Annotated in this window: 24 protein-coding genes; 11 read left to right on the forward strand and 13 right to left on the reverse strand. The window is 61.2% G+C overall.

Annotated features, from left to right (window positions below):
* The 7 genes from pseB to AAC126_RS15415 form a co-directional block, all read right to left on the reverse strand.
* On the reverse strand, positions 1-782 hold a 782-nt coding region (pseB, locus tag AAC126_RS15385; protein WP_339854836.1), incomplete at its 3' end, for a UDP-N-acetylglucosamine 4,6-dehydratase (inverting).
* An 87-nt stretch (positions 783-869) separates the two neighbouring features.
* Complete coding sequence (pseC, locus tag AAC126_RS15390) at positions 870-2,081, reverse strand: UDP-4-amino-4,6-dideoxy-N-acetyl-beta-L-altrosamine transaminase (RefSeq protein ID WP_339854838.1); 1,212 nt, start codon at positions 2,079-2,081, stop codon at positions 870-872.
* Positions 2,082-2,085: 4 nt separating this feature from the next.
* Complete coding sequence (locus tag AAC126_RS15395; RefSeq protein WP_339854839.1) at positions 2,086-3,423, reverse strand: HlyD family type I secretion periplasmic adaptor subunit; 1,338 nt, start codon at positions 3,421-3,423, stop codon at positions 2,086-2,088.
* A 43-nt stretch (positions 3,424-3,466) separates the two neighbouring features.
* Positions 3,467-5,797: a type I secretion system permease/ATPase gene (locus AAC126_RS15400; RefSeq protein ID WP_339854841.1), complete on the reverse strand. Its 2,331-nt coding sequence runs from the start codon at positions 5,795-5,797 to the stop codon at positions 3,467-3,469.
* Between the two features lie 178 nt (positions 5,798-5,975).
* Entirely contained in the window at positions 5,976-6,266 is a 291-nt protein-coding gene (locus AAC126_RS15405; protein WP_339854843.1) for a hypothetical protein, read from the reverse strand.
* Between the two features lie 185 nt (positions 6,267-6,451).
* Entirely contained in the window at positions 6,452-7,099 is a 648-nt protein-coding gene (gmk, locus tag AAC126_RS15410) for a guanylate kinase (protein ID WP_339854878.1), read from the reverse strand.
* 2 nt (positions 7,100-7,101) lie between these two features.
* A complete protein-coding gene (locus AAC126_RS15415; RefSeq protein WP_339854845.1) occupies positions 7,102-8,016 on the reverse strand; it encodes a YicC/YloC family endoribonuclease in 915 nt (304 codons plus the stop codon).
* Positions 8,017-8,099: 83 nt separating this feature from the next.
* Here AAC126_RS15415 and AAC126_RS15420 point away from each other — a divergent pair, with 83 nt between their 5' ends.
* Positions 8,100-8,867 carry an SDR family NAD(P)-dependent oxidoreductase gene (locus AAC126_RS15420; RefSeq protein ID WP_339854846.1) on the forward strand — a complete coding sequence of 256 codons (768 nt, stop codon included), beginning with the start codon at positions 8,100-8,102 and terminating at the stop codon, positions 8,865-8,867.
* A 21-nt stretch (positions 8,868-8,888) separates the two neighbouring features.
* On the opposite strand, the gene AAC126_RS15425 is transcribed toward AAC126_RS15420, so the two are convergent.
* The 6 genes from AAC126_RS15425 to fabD form a co-directional block, all read right to left on the reverse strand.
* The gene (locus tag AAC126_RS15425; RefSeq protein WP_339854847.1) at positions 8,889-10,382 is read right to left on the reverse strand and encodes a TrkH family potassium uptake protein; all 1,494 of its coding nucleotides are present in this window, start codon (positions 10,380-10,382) and stop codon (positions 8,889-8,891) included.
* 116 nt (positions 10,383-10,498) lie between these two features.
* Positions 10,499-11,467 (reverse strand): endolytic transglycosylase MltG, encoded by a 969-nt coding sequence (mltG, locus tag AAC126_RS15430; RefSeq protein WP_339854849.1) that lies wholly within the window; start codon positions 11,465-11,467, stop codon positions 10,499-10,501.
* Positions 11,468-11,473: 6 nt separating this feature from the next.
* Complete coding sequence (fabF, locus tag AAC126_RS15435) at positions 11,474-12,739, reverse strand: beta-ketoacyl-ACP synthase II (RefSeq protein WP_339854851.1); 1,266 nt, start codon at positions 12,737-12,739, stop codon at positions 11,474-11,476.
* 71 nt (positions 12,740-12,810) lie between these two features.
* Positions 12,811-13,047 carry an acyl carrier protein gene (locus tag AAC126_RS15440; protein WP_339854853.1) on the reverse strand — a complete coding sequence of 79 codons (237 nt, stop codon included), beginning with the start codon at positions 13,045-13,047 and terminating at the stop codon, positions 12,811-12,813.
* Positions 13,048-13,292: 245 nt separating this feature from the next.
* Complete coding sequence (gene fabG, locus AAC126_RS15445) at positions 13,293-14,033, reverse strand: 3-oxoacyl-[acyl-carrier-protein] reductase (protein WP_339854855.1); 741 nt, start codon at positions 14,031-14,033, stop codon at positions 13,293-13,295.
* A 40-nt stretch (positions 14,034-14,073) separates the two neighbouring features.
* Positions 14,074-15,024, reverse strand: a complete 951-nt coding sequence (gene fabD / locus AAC126_RS15450; RefSeq protein WP_339854857.1) for an ACP S-malonyltransferase — start codon at positions 15,022-15,024, stop codon at positions 14,074-14,076.
* A 292-nt stretch (positions 15,025-15,316) separates the two neighbouring features.
* Here fabD and rpsF point away from each other — a divergent pair, with 292 nt between their 5' ends.
* The 10 genes from rpsF to AAC126_RS15500 all read left to right on the forward strand — a co-directional run.
* Positions 15,317-15,793: a 30S ribosomal protein S6 gene (rpsF, locus tag AAC126_RS15455; RefSeq protein WP_339854858.1), complete on the forward strand. Its 477-nt coding sequence runs from the start codon at positions 15,317-15,319 to the stop codon at positions 15,791-15,793.
* A 3-nt stretch (positions 15,794-15,796) separates the two neighbouring features.
* Entirely contained in the window at positions 15,797-16,051 is a 255-nt protein-coding gene (gene rpsR / locus AAC126_RS15460; RefSeq protein WP_339854860.1) for a 30S ribosomal protein S18, read from the forward strand.
* 44 nt (positions 16,052-16,095) lie between these two features.
* Positions 16,096-17,070: a DUF2232 domain-containing protein gene (locus AAC126_RS15465; RefSeq protein WP_339854862.1), complete on the forward strand. Its 975-nt coding sequence runs from the start codon at positions 16,096-16,098 to the stop codon at positions 17,068-17,070.
* 73 nt (positions 17,071-17,143) lie between these two features.
* Positions 17,144-17,737 carry a 50S ribosomal protein L9 gene (rplI, locus tag AAC126_RS15470; protein ID WP_339854864.1) on the forward strand — a complete coding sequence of 198 codons (594 nt, stop codon included), beginning with the start codon at positions 17,144-17,146 and terminating at the stop codon, positions 17,735-17,737.
* 215 nt (positions 17,738-17,952) lie between these two features.
* A complete protein-coding gene (locus tag AAC126_RS15475; protein WP_339854866.1) occupies positions 17,953-19,464 on the forward strand; it encodes a replicative DNA helicase in 1,512 nt (503 codons plus the stop codon).
* Positions 19,464-20,600, forward strand: coding sequence for an alanine racemase (gene alr / locus AAC126_RS15480; RefSeq protein WP_339854868.1), 1,137 nt, complete (start codon positions 19,464-19,466; stop codon positions 20,598-20,600). The genes AAC126_RS15475 and alr overlap by 1 nt, the downstream gene beginning before the upstream one ends.
* A 47-nt stretch (positions 20,601-20,647) precedes the next feature.
* The gene (locus tag AAC126_RS15485; RefSeq protein WP_339854870.1) at positions 20,648-21,421 is read left to right on the forward strand and encodes an ABC transporter permease; all 774 of its coding nucleotides are present in this window, start codon (positions 20,648-20,650) and stop codon (positions 21,419-21,421) included.
* Positions 21,422-21,437: 16 nt separating this feature from the next.
* A complete protein-coding gene (locus AAC126_RS15490) occupies positions 21,438-22,226 on the forward strand; it encodes an ATP-binding cassette domain-containing protein (RefSeq protein WP_339854872.1) in 789 nt (262 codons plus the stop codon).
* A gap of 14 nt (positions 22,227-22,240) precedes the next feature.
* Positions 22,241-23,647 (forward strand): DNA repair protein RadA, encoded by a 1,407-nt coding sequence (gene radA / locus AAC126_RS15495; RefSeq protein WP_339854874.1) that lies wholly within the window; start codon positions 22,241-22,243, stop codon positions 23,645-23,647.
* A 3-nt stretch (positions 23,648-23,650) separates the two neighbouring features.
* The coding region (locus AAC126_RS15500; protein WP_339854876.1) for a CvpA family protein at positions 23,651-24,044 on the forward strand (394 nt) is incomplete at its 3' end.

The following is a 24,044-nucleotide window of genomic DNA, read 5'->3' on the forward strand; positions in this document are numbered from 1 at the left end:
GGCAGGCCCGGCGCCATGGTCTTCGCCACGTCCGTAATCTTCATGCTCGGGATCTTGGGCACGAAAATCTCGCGGCCCTTCATCATCTGCATGCTGGAAAGCACGAAATTCACCCCCTGCTGCAGGGTGATCCAGAACCGCGTCATGCGCTCGTCGGTGATCGGCAGATCCGGCGACTGCTCGTTCATCAGCTTGCGGAAGAAGGGAATAACGCTGCCGCGCGAGCCGATCACGTTACCATAGCGAACGACCGAAAACCGGCAGCCGTCCGCCCCGGAGATATTGTTCGCGGCGACGAAGATCTTGTCGGAGGCGAGCTTGGTCGCACCGTAAAGATTGATCGGGTTCGCCGCCTTGTCCGTCGACAATGCGATGACCTTCTTCACCCCGGTGCGGAGCGCCGCCTTCACGATATTCTCGGCGCCGTAGATGTTGGTCTGGACGCACTCGAACGGGTTGTATTCGGCGGCCGGCACATGCTTCATCGCCGCCGCATGCACCACATAGTCCACGCCGCGCATCGCCAGCTCCAGCCGGTCCACGTCGCGTACATCGCCAATGAAATAGCGGATCGGCTTGCCCGGAACCGATGGATAATCCTGCCCCATGTCGTAATGCTTCTGCTCGTCCCGTGAGAACACGATGCAGCGGCGCATTTCCGAGGAAGCCAGGGCGGTTCGGACAAATTCCTTACCGAAGGAACCTGTGCCGCCAGTAACCAGCACCGTCTTGCCATTGAGATCGATGTGGTCGGTATCAAACGAGAATGGTTGATAGCTCATGCGGCCCGGAGCCTCCCCCTAAGACATTCGAATCATTTTATTTTGCCCTGTTTCCCGCATATGAGGAAGAGGCAGATTCGCGCCCCCTTATATGCCGAGCACTTCAGTCAGTTCCTCAACCACCCGCTCAACGTCACCTTCGCTCATCGCCGGGAATAGCGGCAGGCTGAGACAACGGGCGTAATAGGCGTCCGCGCCGGGCAGGGATTTCGCCTGATACCGGCTCGCATAATAAGGCTGGCGGTGTACCGGGATATAGTGCACCTGAGTGCCGATCCCCCGCTCCTTCAGGGCCGTCATCACCGCCGTCCGGGTCGTACCCAGCGCTGCGAAATCGATCAGGGCCACGGCGAGATGCCAGGCCGGATTGCAACCCGGCGCTACCTTCTGCATCGCCACATGCGGGCCAAGCGCGTCCAGAAGCTCCTGATAGCGTGCCCGGAGAGCGCGCCGTTTGGAGACAAAACCGTCGAGCTTACCCAGCTGGCTGAGGCCGAGGGCGGCATTGATGTCGGAGAGCCGGTAATTATAGCCGGGCTCGTGCATCTCATAATACCAGGGGGCCGGAACGCCGTCCTCGAACCCCATCCGCTTGTTCAGGAAACTCTCCGGCTCCCGCACGAGACCGTGGTTTCGTGACCGCCGCAGAGTTTCGGCGAAGCGATCGCTGTTGGTTGTCAGCATGCCTCCCTCGCCCGTCGCGATGGTTTTCACCGGATGGGTCGAGAACATGGTGATGCCGCCATGCGGGCATGAGCCGACAGGAACCATGCTGCCGTCGGTCTCGTATTCGGCGCCGAGTGCATGGCAGGCATCCTCGATCAGCACCAGCTCGGGGAATTCCGCGGCAAGTTCGTCCAGATTGACCGTGTGTCCTGTCAGATGAACCGGGAAGATCGCTTTCACCGTTCCCTTGGACATGCCGGCGATGGCTCTCTGCACATCCTCCAGACGCATCACGCCTGTTTCAGGGTCCACATCGGCGAACAGAACATCCGCCTTCACATACCGGGCCGCATTGGCCGTAGCCAGGAAGGTCACGCTCGGCACGACAACGATATCACCAAAATCAAGATCGAGAGCGATCGCGGCCATGTGCAGGCCCGCCGTTCCGCTGGAGCAGGCAATCGCGTGCCTGGCCCCGACACGTTCGGCGAATGCCGTCTCATAGGCCTCCACCGCCGGGCCGGTTGTCAGCCAGTCACCGCGCAAAACGTCGAGAACCGCCTGCTCGTCAGCCTCGTCGATAAGCTGCCTGCCATAGGGAAGAAACGAACGATTATCGGGCACGTCATTCATCGGATCAGTTTTCCCTCAATCCCATCTCGAAACTGCGCACCAGCGGGGCAAGCAGATATTCAAGCAGCGTCTGGTCACCGGTCGAGATTATCACGGTTGCCGGCATTCCCTGCACAAGCTCCAGTTCCGGCTGCTTTGCCAGACTGTCCAGATCAAGAACGACACGCGCCTCATAGAAGGGCGCGCCCTGCTCTGGTTGCACGATGTCAGCCGAAATACTGACCAGTTCGCCATCGATCGGCTGCGTGGTCCGCTGGCTGAAAGAGGTCAGCCTCACACTGGTCAACGCGCCGACTTCAACCACGTCGATATCGGTCGGATCAATCCGCGCCTTGACCACCAGCGTATCGTCCTGCGGCACGATGCCCATCACCGGCTCTCCCGGAGCGACAACGCCGCCAACCGTATGGAACCGCAGACCGTAGATCCGCCCATCCTGGGGGGCCCGAATACGGGTCCGGTCCAGCGCATCCCGCGCGCCTGTCAGACGGTCCTTCAGATCGATCATCTGGTCCTGCACCTGACGCAGATTGGTCTCCACCTCGGTCTTGAACCGTTCCTCGGTGTTCAGCAACTGGAACTCGGTTTCGGCAATCGTCTGTTCCGCCCGCGCGATCAGCGCCTTGCGGTTTCCGATGCTGCCTTCCAGCTGCACCGCCGTCCGCTCGAGGGACAACAGGCGCGGCTTCCGCTCCAGCCCCTTCTCGTACAACACCCGGACATCCGCGATCTCTTCCTGAATCAGCTCATACTGGCGTGCATCCGCCCGCTGCTGTGCCCCGAGTGCCGTGATTTCTTCCCGGGTTTTCTGGATACGGCGGCGAAGCAGCCCGAACTGGCTGTCGCGGGCGCTGATACGGGTCTCGAACAGGCGCCTTTGTCCGGCGATGACTTCCCCGACATCGACATCCGCTGCTTGCGACAACAGTTCAGCCGGAAAATTGACCTCCGCCAGATCGTCCCGCTCGGCGACAAGGCGGGCCTTGCTGCCCAGGTGGGTCAAAAACTGTTTATGGAGCAGTTCGTATTCGACCCGTGCCCTTGTGTCGTCCAGCTTGATCAGAACCTCGCCTTCGTGCACCAGGTCGCCATCCCGGACATTGATCGCCTCGATGATCCCGCCTTCCAGATGCTGAACGGTTTTCTGGTTCGACGAAACCTGCAGCTGACCCTGCGCGATCGCCCCGCTTCCGAGCGGGGCCAGCGAGGCCCAAAGGCCGAAGCCGCCGAAAAACAGCAGCAGGACCAGGAAACCGATCCAGACAACAGGACGCCAGGCTTTCGGATTCTCCGCGTCCGAAAGGCCAAAAGGATCGCTCAGGTCGTTTTCGGCATTCGACATTTATGGTTCCTGACAACGGCCATGATTGCTCGGGCCGGTCTGCTTACTGCTTGGCACGGGGGCGTCCCGAAATGGACTGTATGTCCTCGATATTGAGTGCCGCGACCGGACGGGGGCTCGGCGGCGGTGGTGGTGTGAGCGGACGAGAGACCGAAGGCTGTTCAACAGGCTTCCTGGGGGCAGGTCCCTGTGTGTTTGCCGGCGCCGGCGCCGGACGAACAGTGCCCGCCGGCGGGGATTGCAGGCGCACGGTCGTCTCCATTTTCGGCGGCCGCACCATTGGCCCGGAATCGTCACCGGAAGCATCCGGCGCTGGCTTCGCATTCGGCCCTGATGCCGGACGCGCGGCCAGGATTTCAAGCGCTTGCGCCGAGCCCTGACCGAGCTGCGGGCGAACACCGTGGCCGGTCCCCGGCTGCAGGGTTGGCGGCGTCGTCTTGCCTGAGCGTGCTCGCCGTGCGGAAGGCAAATCGGGAACCCGTGGCGGTGGCGGCAGATTCACAGATGCGGGCACACCGCGCGGGGCAGGCCCGGGTCCTGCTGGTGGTGGCGGCGCTGGCATCCTGCGGCGCTCGACATCCGGCATCCCCTCCACGGCGTTGTCCGGGGCAAGCGGCGGGGCGGAAACTTTCTTCGCAGCCGGCTTGGCGGCCGGAGCTGAGGCACCAGCAGGAGCGGAAGGAGCCGCGCCCATGCCTGCGCTGGCCAGCACCTCATCGCGGGAGCCGTACTTGTTCATCATGCCGTCCTGCAGGACCAGCAGCTTGTTCATATTCGCCAAGGTCTGCACCCGGTGGGTGATCATGATAACCGTGGCGCCCCGGTCCTTCAGGACATTGACCGCATTCGCGAGGGCTTCGTCCCCTTTGGAGTCCAGGTTCGAATTCGGCTCATCCAGAACCACGATCGACGGGCCACCATAGAGTGCGCGCGCCAGAGCGACACGCTGTCTCTGTCCGCCAGAAAGAATCGCTCCGGCATTGCCGATATCCGTGTCATAGCCATTCGGCAATTGCAGGATCAGTTCATGCAAGCCGGCCAGTTTCGCCGCATCGATCACCAGTTCCGGGTCCGGATCTGCATCAAGACGCGCGATGTTTTCCGCGACGGATCCGCCGAACAGCTCGATATCCTGCGGCATGTAACCGACATGCTTGCCGAGGTTATCCGTGTCCCAATTGAAAATATCGGCACCGTCGAGCCTGACATGGCCAACATGCGGCTTTTCCACGCCAACGATGAGCCGTGCCAGCGAGGATTTACCGGCAGCGGACGGGCCGACGACGCCGAGCGCCTCACCCGGTTTGACCTCAAAGCTGATGCGCTGAAGGATCGGCCGTGGCGCACCGCGCGGCTGATACCCGACATTCTCCAGAACCAGATGGCCTTTCGGGGCGGGCAGTTCCATCCGGCGCATACCCGACTGGGCATTGACCAGCGCTGTCTCGATGGTCTTGTACGCCGCCAGCGCATCGACCAGCTGGCGGGCCTGGCTGATGCCCATCTCGACCGGCTGCAGCGCCCGGCCGAGAATCAGCGAACAGGCGATCATCATGCCCGGCGTCATATCGACCGAAGGGTCGATGATCTGCAGGACGGCAACGGTCATGATCACCATCTGGATCAACATGCGGGCGGACTTCGACATCGCGCTCAGGATGGCGGCCCGATCACTGGCCCGGCCTTGCAGGGTGAGAACCTTTTCGTTTTCCCGGTGCCAGCGCCCCATGATGTTCCGGCGCATGCCCATGCTTTCGACCACGGCCGCGTTACGCACAGCGGATTCCGCCGCCGAATAGGCCTTGGAGGAAAATTCCTGTGCCGCATTGAGCGCCGGCCGCGTCATCCGGTCGTTGATGATGCCGAGCACCAGCATGACCGCGGCGCCGCCGATGGCAGCCAGTCCCATATGCGGATTAATCCACATGATCAGGGCGAGGAAGACCGGCACCCAGGGCACATCCAGCATGGTGAGCATGCCGGGCCCCGTGAGAAACATGCGGAGTGTTCCAAGCGAGCGCAGCGGATTGCTGTTCGGTTGGCTGCTCCGGTCGAGGGCATCTGTGATGATGGAGGACAGCAGGATCGGGCCGATCCGGCGGTCGATCCAGCCACTGATCCGGACAAAGGCGTAGGCGCGAATCGTATCGAGTGTTGCCTGAATGCCGAGCGTGAAGGCGGCGATGCCGAGCAGCAGGTAAAGCGTTGCCTCACTGCGGCTTGCCAGCACCCGGTCAAACACCTGGAACATGAAGACCGGCAAGGTCAGCATCAGCATGTTCACGGCGAAACTGAAAACACCGGCCGACATCAAGGCCGTGTAGCAGGCTCGCATCAACCGGTTTACGGTTACGGGCTGGTCCGCCCCTGCCATTGAATCACCTCGGTATCGAATAGCCAAACCAAAGCCGCACAGTAGATTGTGCAGCTTTTGCCTCGAAAACTATCAATACCATACATGATAAGTAGACGCGAAACATGAAGTTACGCGCCTTGTTGATTGATTTATCGTCAAAAAAGGCCCGCTGACAAAAATCAGACGGGCCTGGGGATCAATCCTCGGTAAATTTCGCGAGGTCGATCTCGCCGTGACGGAACGGCACCCAGTACTTGGTTTCCGGGTTGTATTGCAGACCATAGATGTTCGTGCAGAAAACCTTGGTCGGCGGGTTCTGGCCCTCACCTTCCGTCCGCGCGGCATCAACCAGTTCAGCCGGCTTGAAATAGGTTTCCCAGGCTGCGGACACATCAGAGCGCTCTTGCTCGGAAAGATCATTCACCTTCATGGCGAGATCCCAAGTCTGCTCAAGGTCGTTCCAAAGGTCGTCGAGATACTTGCCCATCGATCGAAAATCCACAGTGTTCAGGTGCGATTTGGCTTATTGGCCTTATATCGGATCGCTTTCAACAGGTGAAGGCGTAATTTACAACTTGGCGAAGAGCCGGGCCTTGGCCATTCCAGCCCACGAACAACCCACCCATGTCCTTGCCGGTACTCAAACAGATGAAACGCCAAGTCCAGCAAGACCTAACGCCCTTCCCTGAGCAGCTTCACGAAATCCGTCAACCCAAGCCGACGGTCACGCTTCAGGCGTTCGGCGGTGAGGATTGCGCGGACGGCGTCTACGCTTTCGTCGAGATCGCGATTGACGATGATGTAGTCGTATTCGCGGTAATGGCTGATCTCGTCCGCCGCTTTGGACATACGTTGGGCGACGACTTCGGCGCTGTCCTGCGCGCGTCCCATCAGGCGGCGTTCCAGCTCATGGGTCGAGGGGGGCAGGATGAAGACGCTGACCAGATCGTCACGGGCCGCGTCGGCGACCTGTTGGGTGCCCTGCCAGTCGATATCGAACAGCACGTCCTTGCCGCCACTCAGAACCGCATCCACCGGGCCGCGCGGCGTGCCGTAGTAATTGTCGAAGACCTTGGCGTATTCTAGGAACTCGCCCCGGTTGATCATCAACTGGAATTCGGTCTGGTCGATGAAGTGATAATCGACGCCGTCCACCTCGCCCGGACGCCGGGGCCGTGTGGTCGCCGAAACGGACATTGTGAGCTCGTCCTCGACCTCCAGAAGACGGCGGGAAATCGAGGTCTTGCCGGCACCGGACGGGGAAGACAGCACCAGCATCAGGCCACGGCGCTGCATATCGGGGTAAAATTCGTCGGACATGCTCATTCGACGTTCTGCACCTGCTCGCGGAACTGCTCGACCGTTGATTTCAGCTCGAGGCCGATATTGGTGAGCGCAAGGGACGCCGCCTTGGAGCAGATCGTGTTGCTCTCCCGGTTCAGTTCCTGACAGATGAAATCGAGTTTCCGGCCGATCACGCCGCCGGCATTGACGAGATCCCGGCAGGCCGCGACATGGGCATCCAGACGATCGACCTCCTCACGAATGTCCGCCTTGGTCGCCAGCAATGCCAGCTCCTGTCCCAGACGCTCCTCGGAGACCGGCGGGGATTGCTCGAGAATCTCGGCGATCTGCTGCTTCATCCGCTCACGCTGCTGGCCCGGCTGAAGATCGGCCGTATCCTTGGCTGCTTTGGATAATCCGGCGAGCGTGTCGAGATGGGCCGTCAGCATGTTCGCAAGATGAGCGCCCTCCTCCCCGCGCATGTCGGACAGGGGCTTCAGCACGGTTTCGAGACCGGCCATGAGTGCCGCGATCAGCGCTTCCTTCTGCGCGGGGTCCTGCGCCGGCTCTTCCTCCGTCTCCAGAATGCCCCGCACGGACAGCAGGCTGTCGAGACGCGGAGGGGACGGGTAGATCTTGCCCTCGGCTTCAAGCGTACCCTGAAGCTCCAGGATCTGCTCGATCAATTCCCGGTTCACCGTCAACGCCTTCGACGTGGTCTGGCGGGAGAGCATCAGAGAGACCGAAAGCGAGCCACGGCCAAGCTTCGTGCCGATCAGCTTGCGGGCCGGGATCTCCAGCGCGTCGAATCCGCCGGGCAGACGAAACCGGATATCGAGACCCTTGCCGTTGACCGACTTGACCTCCCAACTCCACTGCCATTGCGCAGCGCCGTCACCAGAATCATGGGTTCCCTCGACACGGGCGTAACCCGTCATGCTGTTGATCGCCACTCGCACCACCAGATCTTTGCTATAGAGAAAGGAGGCGCACTATATCCGTGCCCTGTTACGGCAACAAGACGCGGAGCAGTCTGATGCATGCACCTGGCGCAATTCTCATCACCGGAGCTTCCGGTGGAATCGGTAAAGCGCTGGCCGAAACCTACGCGTCACCGGGGGCCGTTCTGTTCCTCGGAGGCAGGAATGCGGCGCGCCTGCAGAGTGTCGCGGATGCGGCCTCCTCCAGGGGCGCGGAAGTCCACACAAAGATCATCGACGTCACCGACCGGGACGCGATGGCGCTCTGGATCTCCGAAGCCCATGCAACCGCGCCACTTGATCTGGTCATCGCCAATGCCGGAATTTCCGCCGGAACGGGCGATGGCGGGCCGGAGCCGGCGGATCAGGTGCGGCGGGTTTATGCGGTGAATGTCGATGGCGTGATGAACACGGTGCTCCCCGCGCTGCCGCTGATGCAGGAACGCGGCAAGGGGCAGATCGGGATCGTCAGTTCGCTGGCCGGCTTCCGGGGCTTCCCCGGGGCACCGGCCTATTGCGGCAGCAAGGCGGCGGTGAAGGTTTTCGGCGAAGGATTACGGCCGACAGCGGCCCGCAGCGGGGTTGAAGTTTCGGTTATCTGTCCCGGCTATGTCCGCTCGCCCATGACCGATGTAAATACCTTTCCAATGCCCTTCCTGATGGATGCGGACAAGGCAGCGGAGATCATCCGGCGCGGCCTGGAACGAAACAAAGCCCGGATCGCCTTCCCCTGGCCGATGCATGCCATGGTCATCCTGCTGCAGGCCCTGCCGCCATCCTGGATAGACGGGTTGATGGGGCGGTTGCCAACGAAATCGGGCTGAACCGGAAGCGCTCGGCTTTACCTAGTTTTTCCAGAACCCGCGATCGAAAATCACCAGAATGGTGAAGATTTCCAGCCGCCCGAGGATCATGGCAAAGGCCAGAAGCAGCTTTGCACTGTCAGGCAGGCTGCTGAAATTTCCGGCGGGACCGACCACCGGACCGAGGCCGGGACCGACATTGGTGATCGCCGTCACGCTCGCTGAATAGGCGGTGATCAGATCGAGATCCATGAAGGTCAGCGCCAATGTGCACAGCGCGATGGTGGCGACAAACATGGTCAGGAACGCCAGCACGGAAATCGCCGCATCGTCCGGCAGGGGGCGGCCGTTGAAATGCGTCGGCACCACGCGGTGCGGGCTGGTCAGCCGCTTGATATGGGCACTGATGACCTGCGTCAGAACCTGAAAACGGTAGATCTTGATCGCGCCCGAAGTCGAGCCGGAACAGCCCCCGACAAAAGTCAGGATGAGGAACGCGCCGACGGCACCGGTTCCCCACAGCGTGTAATCCACACTGGCGAACCCGGTGGTCGTGACGACCGAGGTGATGTTGAAGAAGGTCAGCGTCAGCGCATCGCCGAAATCGACATGGTTATGCCGGGAAAGCCAGCCGGCCATGGCGACACTGACAACAACGAGAAAGATGACGAGCGCACGGACCTGACTGTCCGAGATAAACGCCCGGGCGTTCCCGCGCACGGCCTTGATATAGACATAGAACGGGATCGCCCCGGACAGCATGAATATGGTCGCGACCCATTGCAGTGAACGGCTGTCGAAATAGCCGAACGATGCATCGTGGGTCGAATAGCCGCCGGTCGAGATGGTCGCCATCGCATGGCAGACCGCATCGAATGCGTTCATTCCGAGGAGCCAGTAGAGGATCGCACAGAGGATTGTCAGAAACAGGTAAACCAGAAGGATGTTCGACATCAGGATGAACCAGCGCGGCTCGACCTTGTCGGACGTATCGGAGCTCTCGGTCCGGAAAAGCTGTGCGCCGCCGATACGCATGAACGGCAGCAGGACAACGGCCATGACGAGAATCCCGACACCGCCGATCCATTGCAGGATGGAACGCCAGAGCAGGATCCCCGGCGGCAGATCGTCGAGCCCCTGGATCACCGTCGACCCGGTCGTGGTGATGCCCGACGTCGCCTCGAAGATCGCGTCGGCGTAACTGAGGCCAAGATCCAGAAAAGGCAGCGCCGCGAAGAGTGGCAGGACGAACCAGGAAAGCCCGGTCAGCAGAAACGCGGTCCGCAGGGAAATTGCTTTCGACCGCTCCCCACGGGTAGCCAGAATGCAGGCGCCGCCGAAAAAGCCCATCGCAGCGGCCGAGACGGCGAAAGCCACCCATTCCGCCCGGCCCGAGATGACATCGGCCAGCATCGGCAACATGGCCGCGATCGCGGTGCCGAAGACAACCATACTGACGATGTGAACAACGAAATTTACCTGCATCGGCAAACCTTTGGCCCTGTAGCCGGAGAATCCGCATGGCGGGCGCCCCATTCAGATCCGATAGCCCATTCATGGCAAGTGCAATTGGCTGGTGTCAGAACGGCAAGGAGCGCATGCCTGTCATCTTCGCCGCTACAATACAGCAGGCAACGATTACACTTTACCGTTCAGTTTCCGTTCTGGATTTTCCGCCACTTCCTGACATTCCGGTTGTGGTCGTCCAGTGTCCGGGCGAAAGCATGACCGCCAGACCCGTCGGCGACGAAATAGATGTAATCCGTCTCCACCGGGTTCATCACGGCCCGGATCGCATCAATCCCCGGATTGGCGATCGGAGTCGGCGGAAGCCCCTTGATAACATAGGTATTGTACGGTGTTGGCTCTTTCAGATCGGCGCGCGTCAAAGGCCGGTCGAGACCGCCGGGCGCGATACCATAGGCCACGGTCGGATCGGACTGCAGACGCATGCCGCGTTTCAAGCGGTTGACGAACACCCCCGCGACCAGACCGCGTTCCTGCGGAATGCCGGTTTCCCGCTCCACGATGGAAGCCAGAATGACGGCCTCTTCCGGTGTCTTGAGCGGTAGATCCGGAGACCGCATTCCCCACAACCGGGTGACGGCCTCCCACATGGAGGACTGCATGCGCTTGACCAGTTCTTCCCGGGAATCGCCGTAGGAAAAATGATAGGTCTCCGGCAGCAGCGTCCCCTCGTCCGGTTTGCCCCCGGAGCCGGTCAGCCCTTCGGCAATATTCAACCGGCCGATCACCTCGGCGACGGTCAGTCCTTCCGGAATCGTCAACCGGCGCACCACGGTCTTGCCGGATGCCAGGATATCCATCACCTGACGCGGACTGGACGCGGCCGGGATCAGATACTCTCCGGCCTTGAGGTTCCGGGCCTGCTGCGAGACTCTTGCGCCGATAACAAAGATATAATCGCGCCTGATTGCACCCGCTCTCTTCAAGGTCGAGGCGATGCCTTCAAGGCCCGTTCCGGAGGGAATGACAATGGCAGTGGATGCGGGCAACGGCCCCGGGCTGGTGAACTGCGCGTAAAGCCACGCGCAGCACACAGCGCCGGCGATAGCCAGCATGACCAGTCCCAGGAAAGCACGCAGCAGGGCACGGCCCATGCTGCGTTAATCCACGGCTGAGAAGATCAGGGAGGCGTTGGTGCCGCCAAATCCGAAGGAATTGGAAAGCGCGTGCTTGATCTTGCGCTCCTTAGCCTTGAGCGGCACGAGATCCACCGGCCCGACATTCTCGGACGGATTCTCGAGATTAAGCGTCGGCGGAAGCATGCTGTCGCGGATCGCCAGAACCGAATAAATGGCTTCCACCGCACCGGCAGCGCCGAGCAGATGCCCGATGGCCGATTTGGTCGACGACATGGAAGCACCGCCCAGATCGTCTCCCATCAGACGCTTCACGGCGCCAAGCTCGATCATATCGCCGAGCGGCGTGGAGGTGCCGTGCGCGTTGATATAATCGATCTGGTCCGTCGCCAGATTGGCCCGCTTCAGAGCGGCCTTCATGGCGCGGAAACCGCCATTGCCATCAGCGGCCGGGGCCGTGATGTGGTTAGCGTCACCGGAAAGGCCATAGCCTGTTACTTCGGCGTAGATCTTCGCGCCACGGCGTTTGGCATGCTCGTATTCTTCAAGAACGACACAGCCGCCGCCTTCGCCCATGACGAAGCCGTCCCGGCCCTCGTCCCACGGACGGGAAGCCGTTTCGGGAGCGTCGTTGAAATTGGTCGATAGCGCGCGGGCCGCGGCAAAGCCGGCAATGCCGAGCCGGCTAACAGCCGCTTCGGAGCCGCCAGCGACCATGACATCCGCATCATCCAGCATGATCAGGCGCGCGGCATCCCCGATAGCATGGGCGCCGGTCGCGCAGGCCGTGACAACGGCATGATTCGGACCGCGGAACCTGAAGCGAATGGAAACATGGCCGGAAATAAGATTGATCAGTGCGGCCGGAATGAAGAACGGGCTGATACGGCGCGGACCGCGCTCCTTGATCAGATCCTCGGTCTCGGAGATGCTGCTCAGACCGCCAATGCCGGAACCGATGAGAACGCCGGTACGATCCTGGCTTTCCTCATCCTGCGGCATCCATCCGGAATCGCGCACCGCCTGATCGGCAGCAGCCACACCCAGAAGGATGAAACGGTCGACCTTGCGCTGTTCCTTCGGCTCCATGTAGGCGGACGGATTGAAAAGACCGCCTCCCCCTTCGCCTTCCTGAACAATACCGGCAACTTTCGCCGGCAGATCGGAAACATCGAATGTATCAATGGCCCTGATACCGGACTCACTGTTCAGGAGCCGGGACCAATTATGTTCGACCCCATCGCCGAGGGGCGTAACCAGACCGAGGCCGGTGATTACGACACGTCTCATGCCTTGCACTTTTCCAGATTACAAACGTAACCCCGGGCGGAAAACTCCGCCCGAGGGCAGTCGTCAGCCAATTACTTGGAGGATGCTTCGATGAAGGAAATTGCGTCCTTCACGGTCAGGATCTTCTCGGCGGCATCATCCGGAATTTCGACGCCAAATTCTTCTTCGAACGCCATGACAAGTTCAACCGTGTCGAGGCTGTCGGCCCCGAGGTCGTCGATGAAGCTCGCGGAATCGACCACTTTGGCCTCATCAACGCCGAGATGTTCGACCACGATCTTCTTCACGCTAGCGGCGACGTCACTCATTTTTGTTTTCCTCGAATCTTAAGCTCAACGGTTTGTCAGCGAAACGCCTGCGTTCACCGACCTCTAATATACCCCAAGAAACCCGTGTTTCATCATGGAGTCCGAAACAGTTAGGCAACACGCCTGTAAGCGGCGGCGGGATACCATACTTTTTTTTACTTGCCTAGCATCAGAAACACCAGGCGCCGCCTCATGAACCCCGCATTTAAAAGGCGAATCGCCCTCCCAATGCCGGGTCAAGAGACCTATAGCATTGCCATGCCGCCATTCACATGGATGGTCGCGCCGGTCACATAAGACGCTTCCTCGGAGGCAAGATAAACCACCGAAGCCGCAATATCCTCCGGCGTGCCAAGCCGTCCGGCGGGCACGGCGGTCAGCAACTTCTCATGCTGCGCCTCGTCCAGGGCATCGGTCATCGCCGTCTTGATAAAGCCCGGCGCCACCACATTCGCGGTGATGCCCCGGTTTGCCACTTCCTGTGCCAGAGACTTGGTGAAGCCGATCATGCCTGCCTTGGAGGCCGCATAGTTGGCCTGGCCCGGATTTCCGGTCGAGCCGACGATGGAAGAGATACCGACGACACGGCCCCAGCGCCGTTTCATCATGCCGCGCATCAGCGCGCGGGAAAGACGGAAGCCGGAAGTCAGGTTGACGTTCAGCACAGCCTCCCAGTCTTCATCCTTCATCCGCATCATCAGGCCGTCACGGGTCACACCCGCATTGTTGATCAGAATATCGATACCGCCGTCAGCGATTTCTTCCGCCGACTTGGCAAGCGCGGCAACCGACTCGGCATCGCCGAGATTAGCCGTGACGACATGCGCCCGCTCGCCCAGCTCCGCTGCCAGCGCCTGCAGCGCCTCCTCACGAGTGCCGGACAGGACAACTTCTGCTCCCTGCGCATGCAGCGCCCTGGCAATGGCATTGCCGATACCACCGCTCGCGCCGGTTACCAGGGCGGATTTTCCATCCAGACGAAACATATGAATTCTCCCTCACCCGCGCACGGGCCAAAATTGGACCTTAAAGGGTTTCGAGAAAGGCCGCGATCTCTTCCGGCGTGCCGACGGCATTGCCCTTGAGAGAACGGTCGATCCGCTTGGCCATGCCGGTCAGCACCTTGCCGGCGCCGATCTCGACGATATCGGTCACACCCTGAGAGGCCATCCACAGCACCGACTCGCGCCAGCGCACCATACCGGTCACCTGCTCCACGAGACGGATGCGGATCTCGCTCGGATCCTCCAGCTTGTCCGCCAGCACGTTTGCCACCAGCGGCACCAGAGGCTGGCGCAAGTCCGTGATCGCGAGTGCTTCCGCCATCGCGTCCGCCGCCGGCGCCATCAGACCGCAATGGAACGGAGCACTGACGGGCAGCATCACACTCTTGCGCGCGCCTTTCTCGGCCGCCGCCGCGACGGCGCGTTCGACGGCTTCCCTGGCGCCGCTGATCACCACCTGCCCGTCGGCATTGTCATTGGCCACATCGCAGACACCACCGCCTGCACGGCCCGCTTCCGCGATCTCGCGCGCCACGTCGAGCGAGACACCAAGCAGCGCCGCCATGGCGCCTTCCCCGACCGGAACCGCTGACTGCATGGCTTCACCACGCAACCGCAGCAATTTGGCCGCGTCCGCTATATCAAGCGAGCGCGCGGCCGCGAGAGCCGAATATTCGCCAAGCGAGTGACCGGCGACATAGCTTGCCATGTCGCTGATCGCCTTGCCGCTCTCGGCTTCCAGAACACGGACGACCGCAAGACTGACCGCCATCAGGGCGGGCTGTGCATTGCGTGTCAGGAGGAGCTCCTCTTCCGGCCCTTCAAACATGAGCCGGGACAGGGACTCGCCCAGAGCCTCGTCAACCTGTTCGAAAACCGCGCGCGCCTCGCCATAGGCATCGGCAAGCGCCTTGCCCATTCCGACGATCTGGGAACCCTGTCCCGGAAATGTAAATGCGCGAACCGTCGTCATCTGTGACATCCTTGTCTTTCACGGCGTTTCCAAAGCCTCTTCACCGGCAATGGGTGAAGAGAAGTGCCTACAGGCACCGGCTTTTTAGCGGCGCCAAAGAGAACGACCCGCAAAAGCCCTGTCAAGCGGAACCGACAGCGCTGTTGCACGCCCGCCGGTTTTGTGTATATTCCGCCGGTCCCGCGCTAAGGCACCTCGTGCCGGGGCGGGTTTTTACATAACTCCTTGCCGGTTTGCAGCCGGCTTAGCAGCGTTCCATGAGGAACGTTCTGATTATCCGTAAGGAGCACCAATGCCTCTCTATGAGAGCGTGTTTATCGCACGCCAGGACATCTCGTCCGCCCAAGCCGAGCAGCTTACAACCGAATTCTCCGAAATCATCACCAACATGGGTGGTGAGATCAAGAATACTGAATTCTGGGGTCTGCGCTCCCTCTCCTACAAGATCAAGAAGAACCGCAAGGGCCATTATGTGCTGCTGCACATGGAAGCCCCGGCCGAAGCCATCACGGAGATGGAACGCCTGATGCGTCTCAATGAAGACGTGCTGCGCTACATCACCCTGCGCCTGGAAGAAATTCCGGAAGGTCCTTCCGCAATCGTTCTCGCGAAGACCGAACGCACCGACCGCGGTGGCCGTGGTGGTCGTCCGGGCGGCGGCGGTCGTTTCGACCGTGGTGACCGTCCAGGCGGTGATCGTCCGGAACGTGGTGATCGCCCGGAACGCGGTGATCGCGAACAGGCCTCAAGCGAAGCCCAGGGAGACTGATCCATGAGCACTCTTACAATTTCCCGCGCCGCTGTCCGCAAGCCGTTCATGCGCCGCCGCAAGTCCTGCCCCTTCGCCAGCTCCAGCGCTCCGAAGATCGACTACAAGGACATCAAGCTGCTGCAGCGCTTCCTGTCCGAACGCGGCAAGATCGTTCCGAGCCGCATCACGGCTGTGTCAGCCAAGAAGCAGCGTGAGCTGGCGAGAGCCATCAAGCGCGCCCGCTTCATGGCCCTGCTGCCGTACGTGCTCAGCTAAACGGGATTAGCCGATGCCCGCTGATGCGGGCTTGACGAGGCAAGATGTGGTCCAGGTGGTTACCCATCGGAGCGGCGGCAATCGCAAGCGCGCTCATGTATCTCTCCACGATCCTCGGATCGTTTGGGGCGATTCTGCTTGCGTTCCTGTCGCCTCTCCCGCTGTTCGCCATCGCCCTCGGGCGCGGGTGGGGTGCGGGGATGGCAGCGTCGCTGGCAGGGAGCGCCATTGTGCTGTTCGCTGCCAACAGCTTGGCCGCGCTGTTTTTTCTGATTTTCTGCGGATTGCCCGCGGTTCTGCTTGCACGGCAGGCATTGCTGGCACGCCCTCTGGACGAGAATCAGGAGAATGCGGACCTCGAATGGTTCCCTCCCGGCATGCTGGCCATGTGGCTGACGGCTCTCCCCGCTGCGGGATTGCTGACAGCTATCGTGGTCGCAGGCTTACAGGGGGAAGGTCTCGAGGCCATCGTCAGGATGGAAGTCGAGGCCCTTTTCTCAGCCATGGGAACGGCCTTCGAAGGAACACTGGCCCTGCCTCCGGAACAGCTTGCCGCTGCCCGGGAACTGACCATCGCCGTGTTTCCCGGTGTTGCCGGGTTACAATGGGCGGCGATGATCCTCGTCAATGGTCTGTTGGCTCAGGGCGTGCTTGCACGTTTCAACGCCAACCTCAGGCCTTCGCCCGACATGCGGGACATCCGTCTGCCGAACTGGGCGCCCTTCCCGCTCGCGATTGCCGCCTTGCTGGCAGCGGTCACGGACGGGACGCTCGGTTATCTCGGATGGAACGCGGTGCCAATCCTGTGTCTGCCATTCTTCCTTTCGGGGCTGGGGCTGATACACGCCCTTGCCGCGACCCTGAATGGCAAACGTTGGCTTCTGCACGTGACTTATACGCTGATGATCCTGTCCTTTGTGCTGCCCGTCCTGCAATTCGTCTGGATCCTGCTGGTTTTCGCAGGGCTGGTCGATCACTGGGCGGACCTGAAGGGCCGGATCGCACGGAATTCGAATTGAACGTGACCCTGGCCGGAACCGGCCTGCACCGTGGCAACGCGGCAACGGCTTCGGCCTTTAAGGAGTAAGAGAAATGGAAGTCATTCTTCTGGAGCGTATCGAACGTCTCGGCCAGATGGGCGACGTCGTTACTGTAAAGCCGGGTTTTGCCCGCAACTTTCTGCTGCCCCAGGGTAAAGCCCTGCGTGCGAACAAGAGCAACCTGACCCACTTCGAAGGCCAGCGCGCCCAGCTCGAAGCGGAAAACCTCGACCGTAAGGCCGAAGCCGAACAGGTTGCCAAGAAGCTCGACGGCCTGGTGGTTCCGATTATCCGGGCCGCCGGCGACAGCGGTCAGCTTTATGGCTCGGTCACGTCCCGTGACATTGCCGAAGCGACAACCGCCGAAGGCGTCACCATCAGCAAGCGTCAGGTCGTTCTTGACCGTGCGCTGAAAGTCCTCGGCCTCGAGGAAATCCGCGTCGTGCTGCACCCGGAAGTCACGGTGAACATCACCGTGAACATCGCCCGCAGCACGGATGAAGCGGAACAGCAGAAACTTCTCGGCCGCGCCGTCGGCAGCGAAGAGAACGATTTCGACGACGAAGATGAAGTCGAAGCCGCTCCCGCTGCGACCGAAGAAGTCGCTGAAGAGGCTGCTGAAGAAGAAAAAACCGAAGAGGCCTGAGCCTCGCGATTCTTCTCCAGATACCGTGTCCGGAAACGGCCGCCCCATCGGGTGGCCGTTTTCTTTTTCACACCCCGAAGCCGTTGAAATGTACGGCTCCGGTTACACTTATCCCCGTTATCCTGCTTTATCCACAAGCATAAGTCTTTGATATATCACAGCTTGTGGATAAGATTGCAGAAGACGTCCACAGCCCTTCTTGGTATGTGTAGGCAATGTCAAATTCAGAGCCAGTTTCCACCGTTGCATCACTCCCGCTCGCTGAACCGCAAACCAGCGCATACCGCGAGCCGCCTCACAATATGGAGGCGGAGCAAGGTCTGCTCGGAGCTGTCCTTGTAAACAACCGCGCGTTTGAGCGGGTCAGTGAATATCTTGCCGCCGAACATTTCGCCGATGCGGTGCATGGCCGGATCTTCGCTGCCTGCGGACGGCTGATCGAAAAAGGCCAGATCGCCAACCCGGTCACCCTGAAAGCTCTCTTCGATCAGGACGAGTCCCTGCAGGAAGCCGGTGGCGCCCAGTATCTCGTCCGTCTTGCCGCCTCCGTCGTCACGGTCATCAATGCCGATGATTACGGGCAGGCGATCTATGACAGTTACCTGCGGCGCGAATTGATCGACATCGGTGGCGAAATCGTCAATGAGGCCTATCAGCACGATCTCGACCTGCCGGCAACGGAGCAGATCGAAGTAGCGGAATCGAAATTGTTCGGCCTTGCCGAACGTGGCTCCAGTCAGGGAGGCTTCCAGGATTTCGGGGAGGCTCTCACCAACTCGGTCCGGATGGCCGAGGAGGCCTTTAAACGTGATGGCGGCCTCGCCGGTGTGTCTTCCGGCCTCACCGACCTCGATGCCAAGCTCGGCGGTCTGCACCCGTCGGATCTTCTGATCCTCGCCGGACGACCCGCCATGGGTAAAACGGCGCTGGCAACGAACATCGCGTTCCATGTGGCGACCGCATCGCTGAAGGATCCGGAGCTGGAACGGCAGGTTGTTGCCTTCTTCTCGCTGGAAATGTCGGCCGAACAGCTCGCCACCCGTATTCTTGCCGAGCAGACCGAGATTTCCTCGGAGCATATCCGGCGCGGCGAGCTGACCACCGAGGATTTCCAGAAGCTGGTTGCTGCCAGCCAGCATCTGGAGCGCGCACCGCTCTATATCGACGACACACCGGCGATCAGCATTGCCACCATGCGGGCCAGGGCGCGGCGCCTGAAGCGGCAACAGGGGCTATCCCTCATCGTGGTCGATTACCTGCAGCTGATGCGTCCCTCCGTCGGGCAGCGCACAGATAACCGGGTGCAGGAAATTTCCATGATCACCCAGGGCCTGAAAGCGATTGCCAAGGAACTGGAAGTGCCGGTCATCGCTCTCTCCCAGCTCTCCCGCGCGGTCGAGCAGCGCGAAGACAAGCGGCCGGTGCTCGCCGACCTTCGTGAGTCCGGCTCGATTGAGCAGGATGCGGACGTGGTCATGTTCGTGTTCCGTGAGCAGTACTATCTGGAAAAGGGCGAGCCGGCGCAGCGCATCGAGGAATCCGATGAGAAATTCCATGATCGTCATGACCAATGGAAAGAGCGCTGCGAAGCGTCCTACGGCAAGGCTGAAGTCATCATCGGCAAGCAGAGGCACGGCCCGACGGGCACAGTGACCCTGCACTTCGAAGGCGCAACGACCCGCTTTTCCAACTTCGTCGCTGACGATCATATCCCGGACAATTTCTAATGCTCGACACCCTTCCGGCGATCAACGGTTCCGGCGCCGCGTCGGAACTCCTGATCGATCTCGGCGCAATCAAACAGAACTATACCGATCTGAAAGAGCGGCTCGGCGGCGTCGAATGCGGCGCGGCCGTGAAGGCGGATGCCTATGGCACCGGCATGGACCGGGTTGGGCCGGCCCTGTTCGAAGCCGGGTGCCGGACATTTTTCGTTGCCACGGTCGATGAAGGCATCGCCCTGAGGGGCCTGCTTCCCGATGCCCGAGTCGCCGTGCTGAACGGCCTGTTGCAGGGCACCGAGGAGGTTTTCCCGGAATACGGCCTGATCCCGGTGATCAACGATCTCGGGCAGATCACCCGGATCCGCCAGATGTGCGTCACGGCCGGTCGCGCGCTCCCCGCCATGCTGCATATCGACACCGGCATGAGCAGGCTCGGCCTGACCGCCGGCGATATGAAACGGGTTTCCGAAGAGCCGGATATACTCGATGGGCCTGACTGGCTTTATGCCCTGTCCCATCTCGTCAGCGCGGACGATCCGGCGGATCCGTCAAACGCCGCGCAGCTTAAACGGTTCCGGGAAGCGCTTCCCCACCTGCAGCAAAGAATGCAGGCCAGTCTCGCCAACTCGGCCGGAATCTTTCTCGGGCCGGACTATCACTTCAATCTCGCCCGGCCCGGCTTCGCCCTCTATGGCGGACGCGTGAAGGATGGCGAGCCGAGCCCGCTGGCCCCCGTGGTCCGGCTGTCCGCCCGTGTACTCCAGATCCGTGACGTGAAAGCCGGCGACACGGTCGGGTATGGCGGGACGCACAAGGTCCGCAAGGACGGACGCATTGCCACCGTTGCTGTCGGATATGCGGACGGATACCTGCGCGCCCTTTCCAGCCAGGGGGCTGCCTATCTCGGGAAGCTCAGGCTGCCTGTCGTTGGACGCGTTTCGATGGACATGCTCGCAGTCGATGTCAGCGACGTTGACCCGGCGGATCTTCACCCCGGCGGGTTTGTCGACCTGCTGGGGCCGCACTACACAGTGAACGATGCGGCGGATGCGGCCGGGACCATCGGCTATGAAATATTGACAGGCCTTGGTCATCGTTATACCCGACGCTACATTGATGCGGTGAGCGGAGAGAGCTGAATGATGCCAACCGAAATGCCCGGCTCACGCACAGGAACCTCACACGCATGAATTTCCTTGCCGCTATAGGCCGGACCTTTCTCGGCTTTCTCGCCGCCACCGGTCGGCTGTCCGTGTTCACGGGGATCATCCTCGGCCATTGCGTGCGTCCGCCGATCTATTGGCGCCTGCTCGGCCGTCAGCTGGTGGATATCGGGTATTACTCTTTGCCCGTGGTCGGGCTGACCACCCTGTTTTCCGGCATGGTCCTGGCGTTGCAGAGCTATACCGGCTTCTCCCGGTTCAATGCCGAAAGCGCGATTGCCACCGTGGTCGTTCTGTCCATGACCCGGGAGCTCGGCCCGGTGCTTGCCGGCCTCATGGTCGCCGGCCGAATCGGCGCCTCAATGGCGGCGGAAATCGGCACCATGCGGGTGACCGAGCAGGTCGATGCCCTGACAACCTTGTCGACCAGCCCATATAAATATCTTGTCGTGCCGCGCGTGCTTGCGGGCATTATCAGCCTTCCTTTCCTGGTTCTGATCGGCGACATCATCGGCGTTTTCGGCGGTTATCTCGTTGGCGTCCACAAGCTCGGCTTCAATGCCGGCAGCTACCTGAAAAGCACGTTTGATTTTCTGGAAGTCCAGGATGTGGTCTCCGGTCTGGTAAAGGCCGCTGTATTCGGTTTCCTGATCGCGCTCATGGGCTGCTATCACGGCTATCATTCCGGGCGCGGTGCCCAGGGCGTCGGCCGGGCAACAACCAATGCCGTCGTCTCCGCCTCGATACTGATATTGATCTCCAACTATCTCATCACCGAACTGTTCTTCGCCCGCTAGGCGACAGGAAATCGCAATGGCCGAACCCGCGGCATCATCTCCCAAGATCAGTATCAGGGATCTCCGTAAGTCCTTTGGTCCCAACCATGTGCTGCGCGGCCTCGACCTTGATATCGCGGATGCGGAATCCGTGGTTGTGATCGGCGGATCCGGGACGGGAAAATCCGTGCTGATCAAGACCATTACCGGTCTGATGGATGCGGATGGCGGCACGGTCGAGATCGATGGAACTGACGTGCTGTCAATGTCCCCGTCCGAACGGCACGGCATCATGAACCGCTTCGGGCTGCTGTTTCAGGCCGGTGCCCTCTTCGACTCGCTGACCGTGCTGGAGAATGTCGCGTTCGGGCTGGTTGAAGCACAGGGCATGCCCCGCAAGCAGGCACATGAGATCGCCTTCGACTTCATGGCCCAGGTCGGGCTGGAGAAGGCTGTCGCGGCGATGTATCCAGGAGAAATCTCCGTCGGCATGCGCAAGCGCGCCTCCCTTGCCCGCACCATCGCCACCCGGCCGGATGTGGTCTTCTTCGACGAGCCGACCACCGGCCTCGACCCGATCATGGGCGATATCATCGACGAGCTGATTGTCAAATGCGTCCAGGAGTTCAAGATCACCGCGCTCACCATCACCCATGACATGGACAGCGCCCGCCGGATCGGCGACCGCATCGCCATGCTCTATGACGGCAAGATCATCTGGCAGGGCCCGACTTCCGGGATCGACACTTCCGGCAATCCTTATGTGCACCAGTTCATCAACGGCCTCGAAGACGGCCCGATTGAACTCGTGGCACGCAAAGCCTGAGCGGAGCACACGCGATGGCAAAAACCCAAGCCCGCTACGTCTGTCAGGAATGTGGCGGCGTACAGCCGAAATGGTCCGGCAAATGCGACGCCTGCGGCGCCTGGAACAGCCTGATCGAAGAGGTTGTCGAGAAAGCCGCGCCGAAGGGTCTCGGCGGAGCGAAGGGCAGGAAGATCGATTTCGTCAGCCTCTCCGGAAGCTCGAAGAAATCGCCACGCCGGGTCACGAATATCGCCGAGTTCGACCGGGTCGCGGGTGGCGGGCTGGTCCCCGGTTCCGTCGTGCTGATCGGCGGCGATCCCGGCATCGGCAAATCCACGCTGTTGCTGCAGGTGACGGCCAAACTCTCCGAAAACTCCCGCTGCGCCTATGTGTCCGGTGAAGAAGCGCTGGATCAGGTGCGGATGCGCGCCCAGCGTCTTGGCGTTGCCGAAGCCCCCGTGCAACTCGCCGCCGCCACCAGCGTGCGAGACATCGTCACCACGATGGACGGCGAGGATGCACCCGACGTCCTGGTGATCGACTCGATCCAGACCATGTATGTGGACGCCATCGACAGTGCCCCCGGGACAGTCTCCCAGGTTCGTGCCTCGGCGCAGGAGCTTATCCGCGTCGCCAAGCGGCGCGGCATCGTGCTGCTGCTGGTCGGCCATGTGACCAAGGAAGGCACCATTGCCGGCCCCCGCGTGCTCGAGCACATGGTCGACACGGTGCTCTATTTCGAGGGCGAACGCGGCCACCAGTTCCGTATCCTGCGCGGCGTGAAAAACCGGTTCGGCCCGACCGACGAGATCGGCGTCTTCGAAATGACCGAAATCGGTCTCGCCGAAGTCACCAACCCCTCCGCCCTGTTCCTCGGCGACCGCCAGGACAATGTCTCCGGCGCCTGCGTCTTCGCCGGCATGGAAGGCACACGGCCACTGCTGGTAGAGATCCAGGCACTGGTCGCCCCCTCGCCCTACGGCACACCGCGCCGGGCCGTGATCGGCTGGGATTCGGGCCGCCTCGCTATGGTGACAGCCGTGCTCGAAGCACGCTGCGGCGTCGTGCTTGCCGGCAGCGACGTGTTCCTCAATGTCGCCGGTGGCCTCAAGGTCGGCGAGCCCGCGGCCGACCTTGCCGTGGCCGCCGCCCTGCTCTCCTCTCTCACCGGAAAGCCGGTGCCGTCGAACTCGGTCGTGTTCGGGGAAATCGGCCTCTCGGCCGAAATCCGCGCCGTCTCCCATGCCGAGGCTCGTCTGAAAGAAGCCGCCAAGCTCGGTTTCGAGCGCGCCATCCTGCCGGAGCCGCGCCGTTCGTCGGGTGACAAGAAAGCGCCCCGCAATGGCAGCCTCGCTCTTGCCACGATCAGGCATTTGCATGATCTGGTAGCCATGTTCCAGGACGAAACCAATATCGGCCGCAAGGCGGGAGAGGCGTGAGCCATGGATAATCTGCCGATCAATGTGACCGACATCGCGATCATCGCGGTGATTCTGCTTTCCGGTCTTCTCGCCTTCGCGCGCGGTTTTTTCCGCGAGGTGCTGTCAATCGGCTCCTGGGTCGCCGCGTTTTTCGCGGCCCTCTATCTCTACCCTGTCGCCGCACCCTATGTGCGCCAGTTGCTGGGCTGGGGCGATATGGCGGATCTGGCGGCTGGTATCGCGGTTTTCGTTGTCTCGGTCATTGTAATGTCGCTGGTCACCCACTATGTTGCGGCCGCGTTACAAGGCAGCGGCCTCAGCGCCGTCGACCGGTCCCTCGGCTTTCTTTTCGGGATCGCCCGTGGCGCGGTACTGGTTTGCTTGCTCTATCTCGGACTGAACTGGCTGATCGAGG

This window comes from uncultured Nisaea sp. (assembly GCF_963974195.1).
Taxonomy (GTDB): Bacteria; Pseudomonadota; Alphaproteobacteria; order Thalassobaculales; family Thalassobaculaceae; genus Nisaea.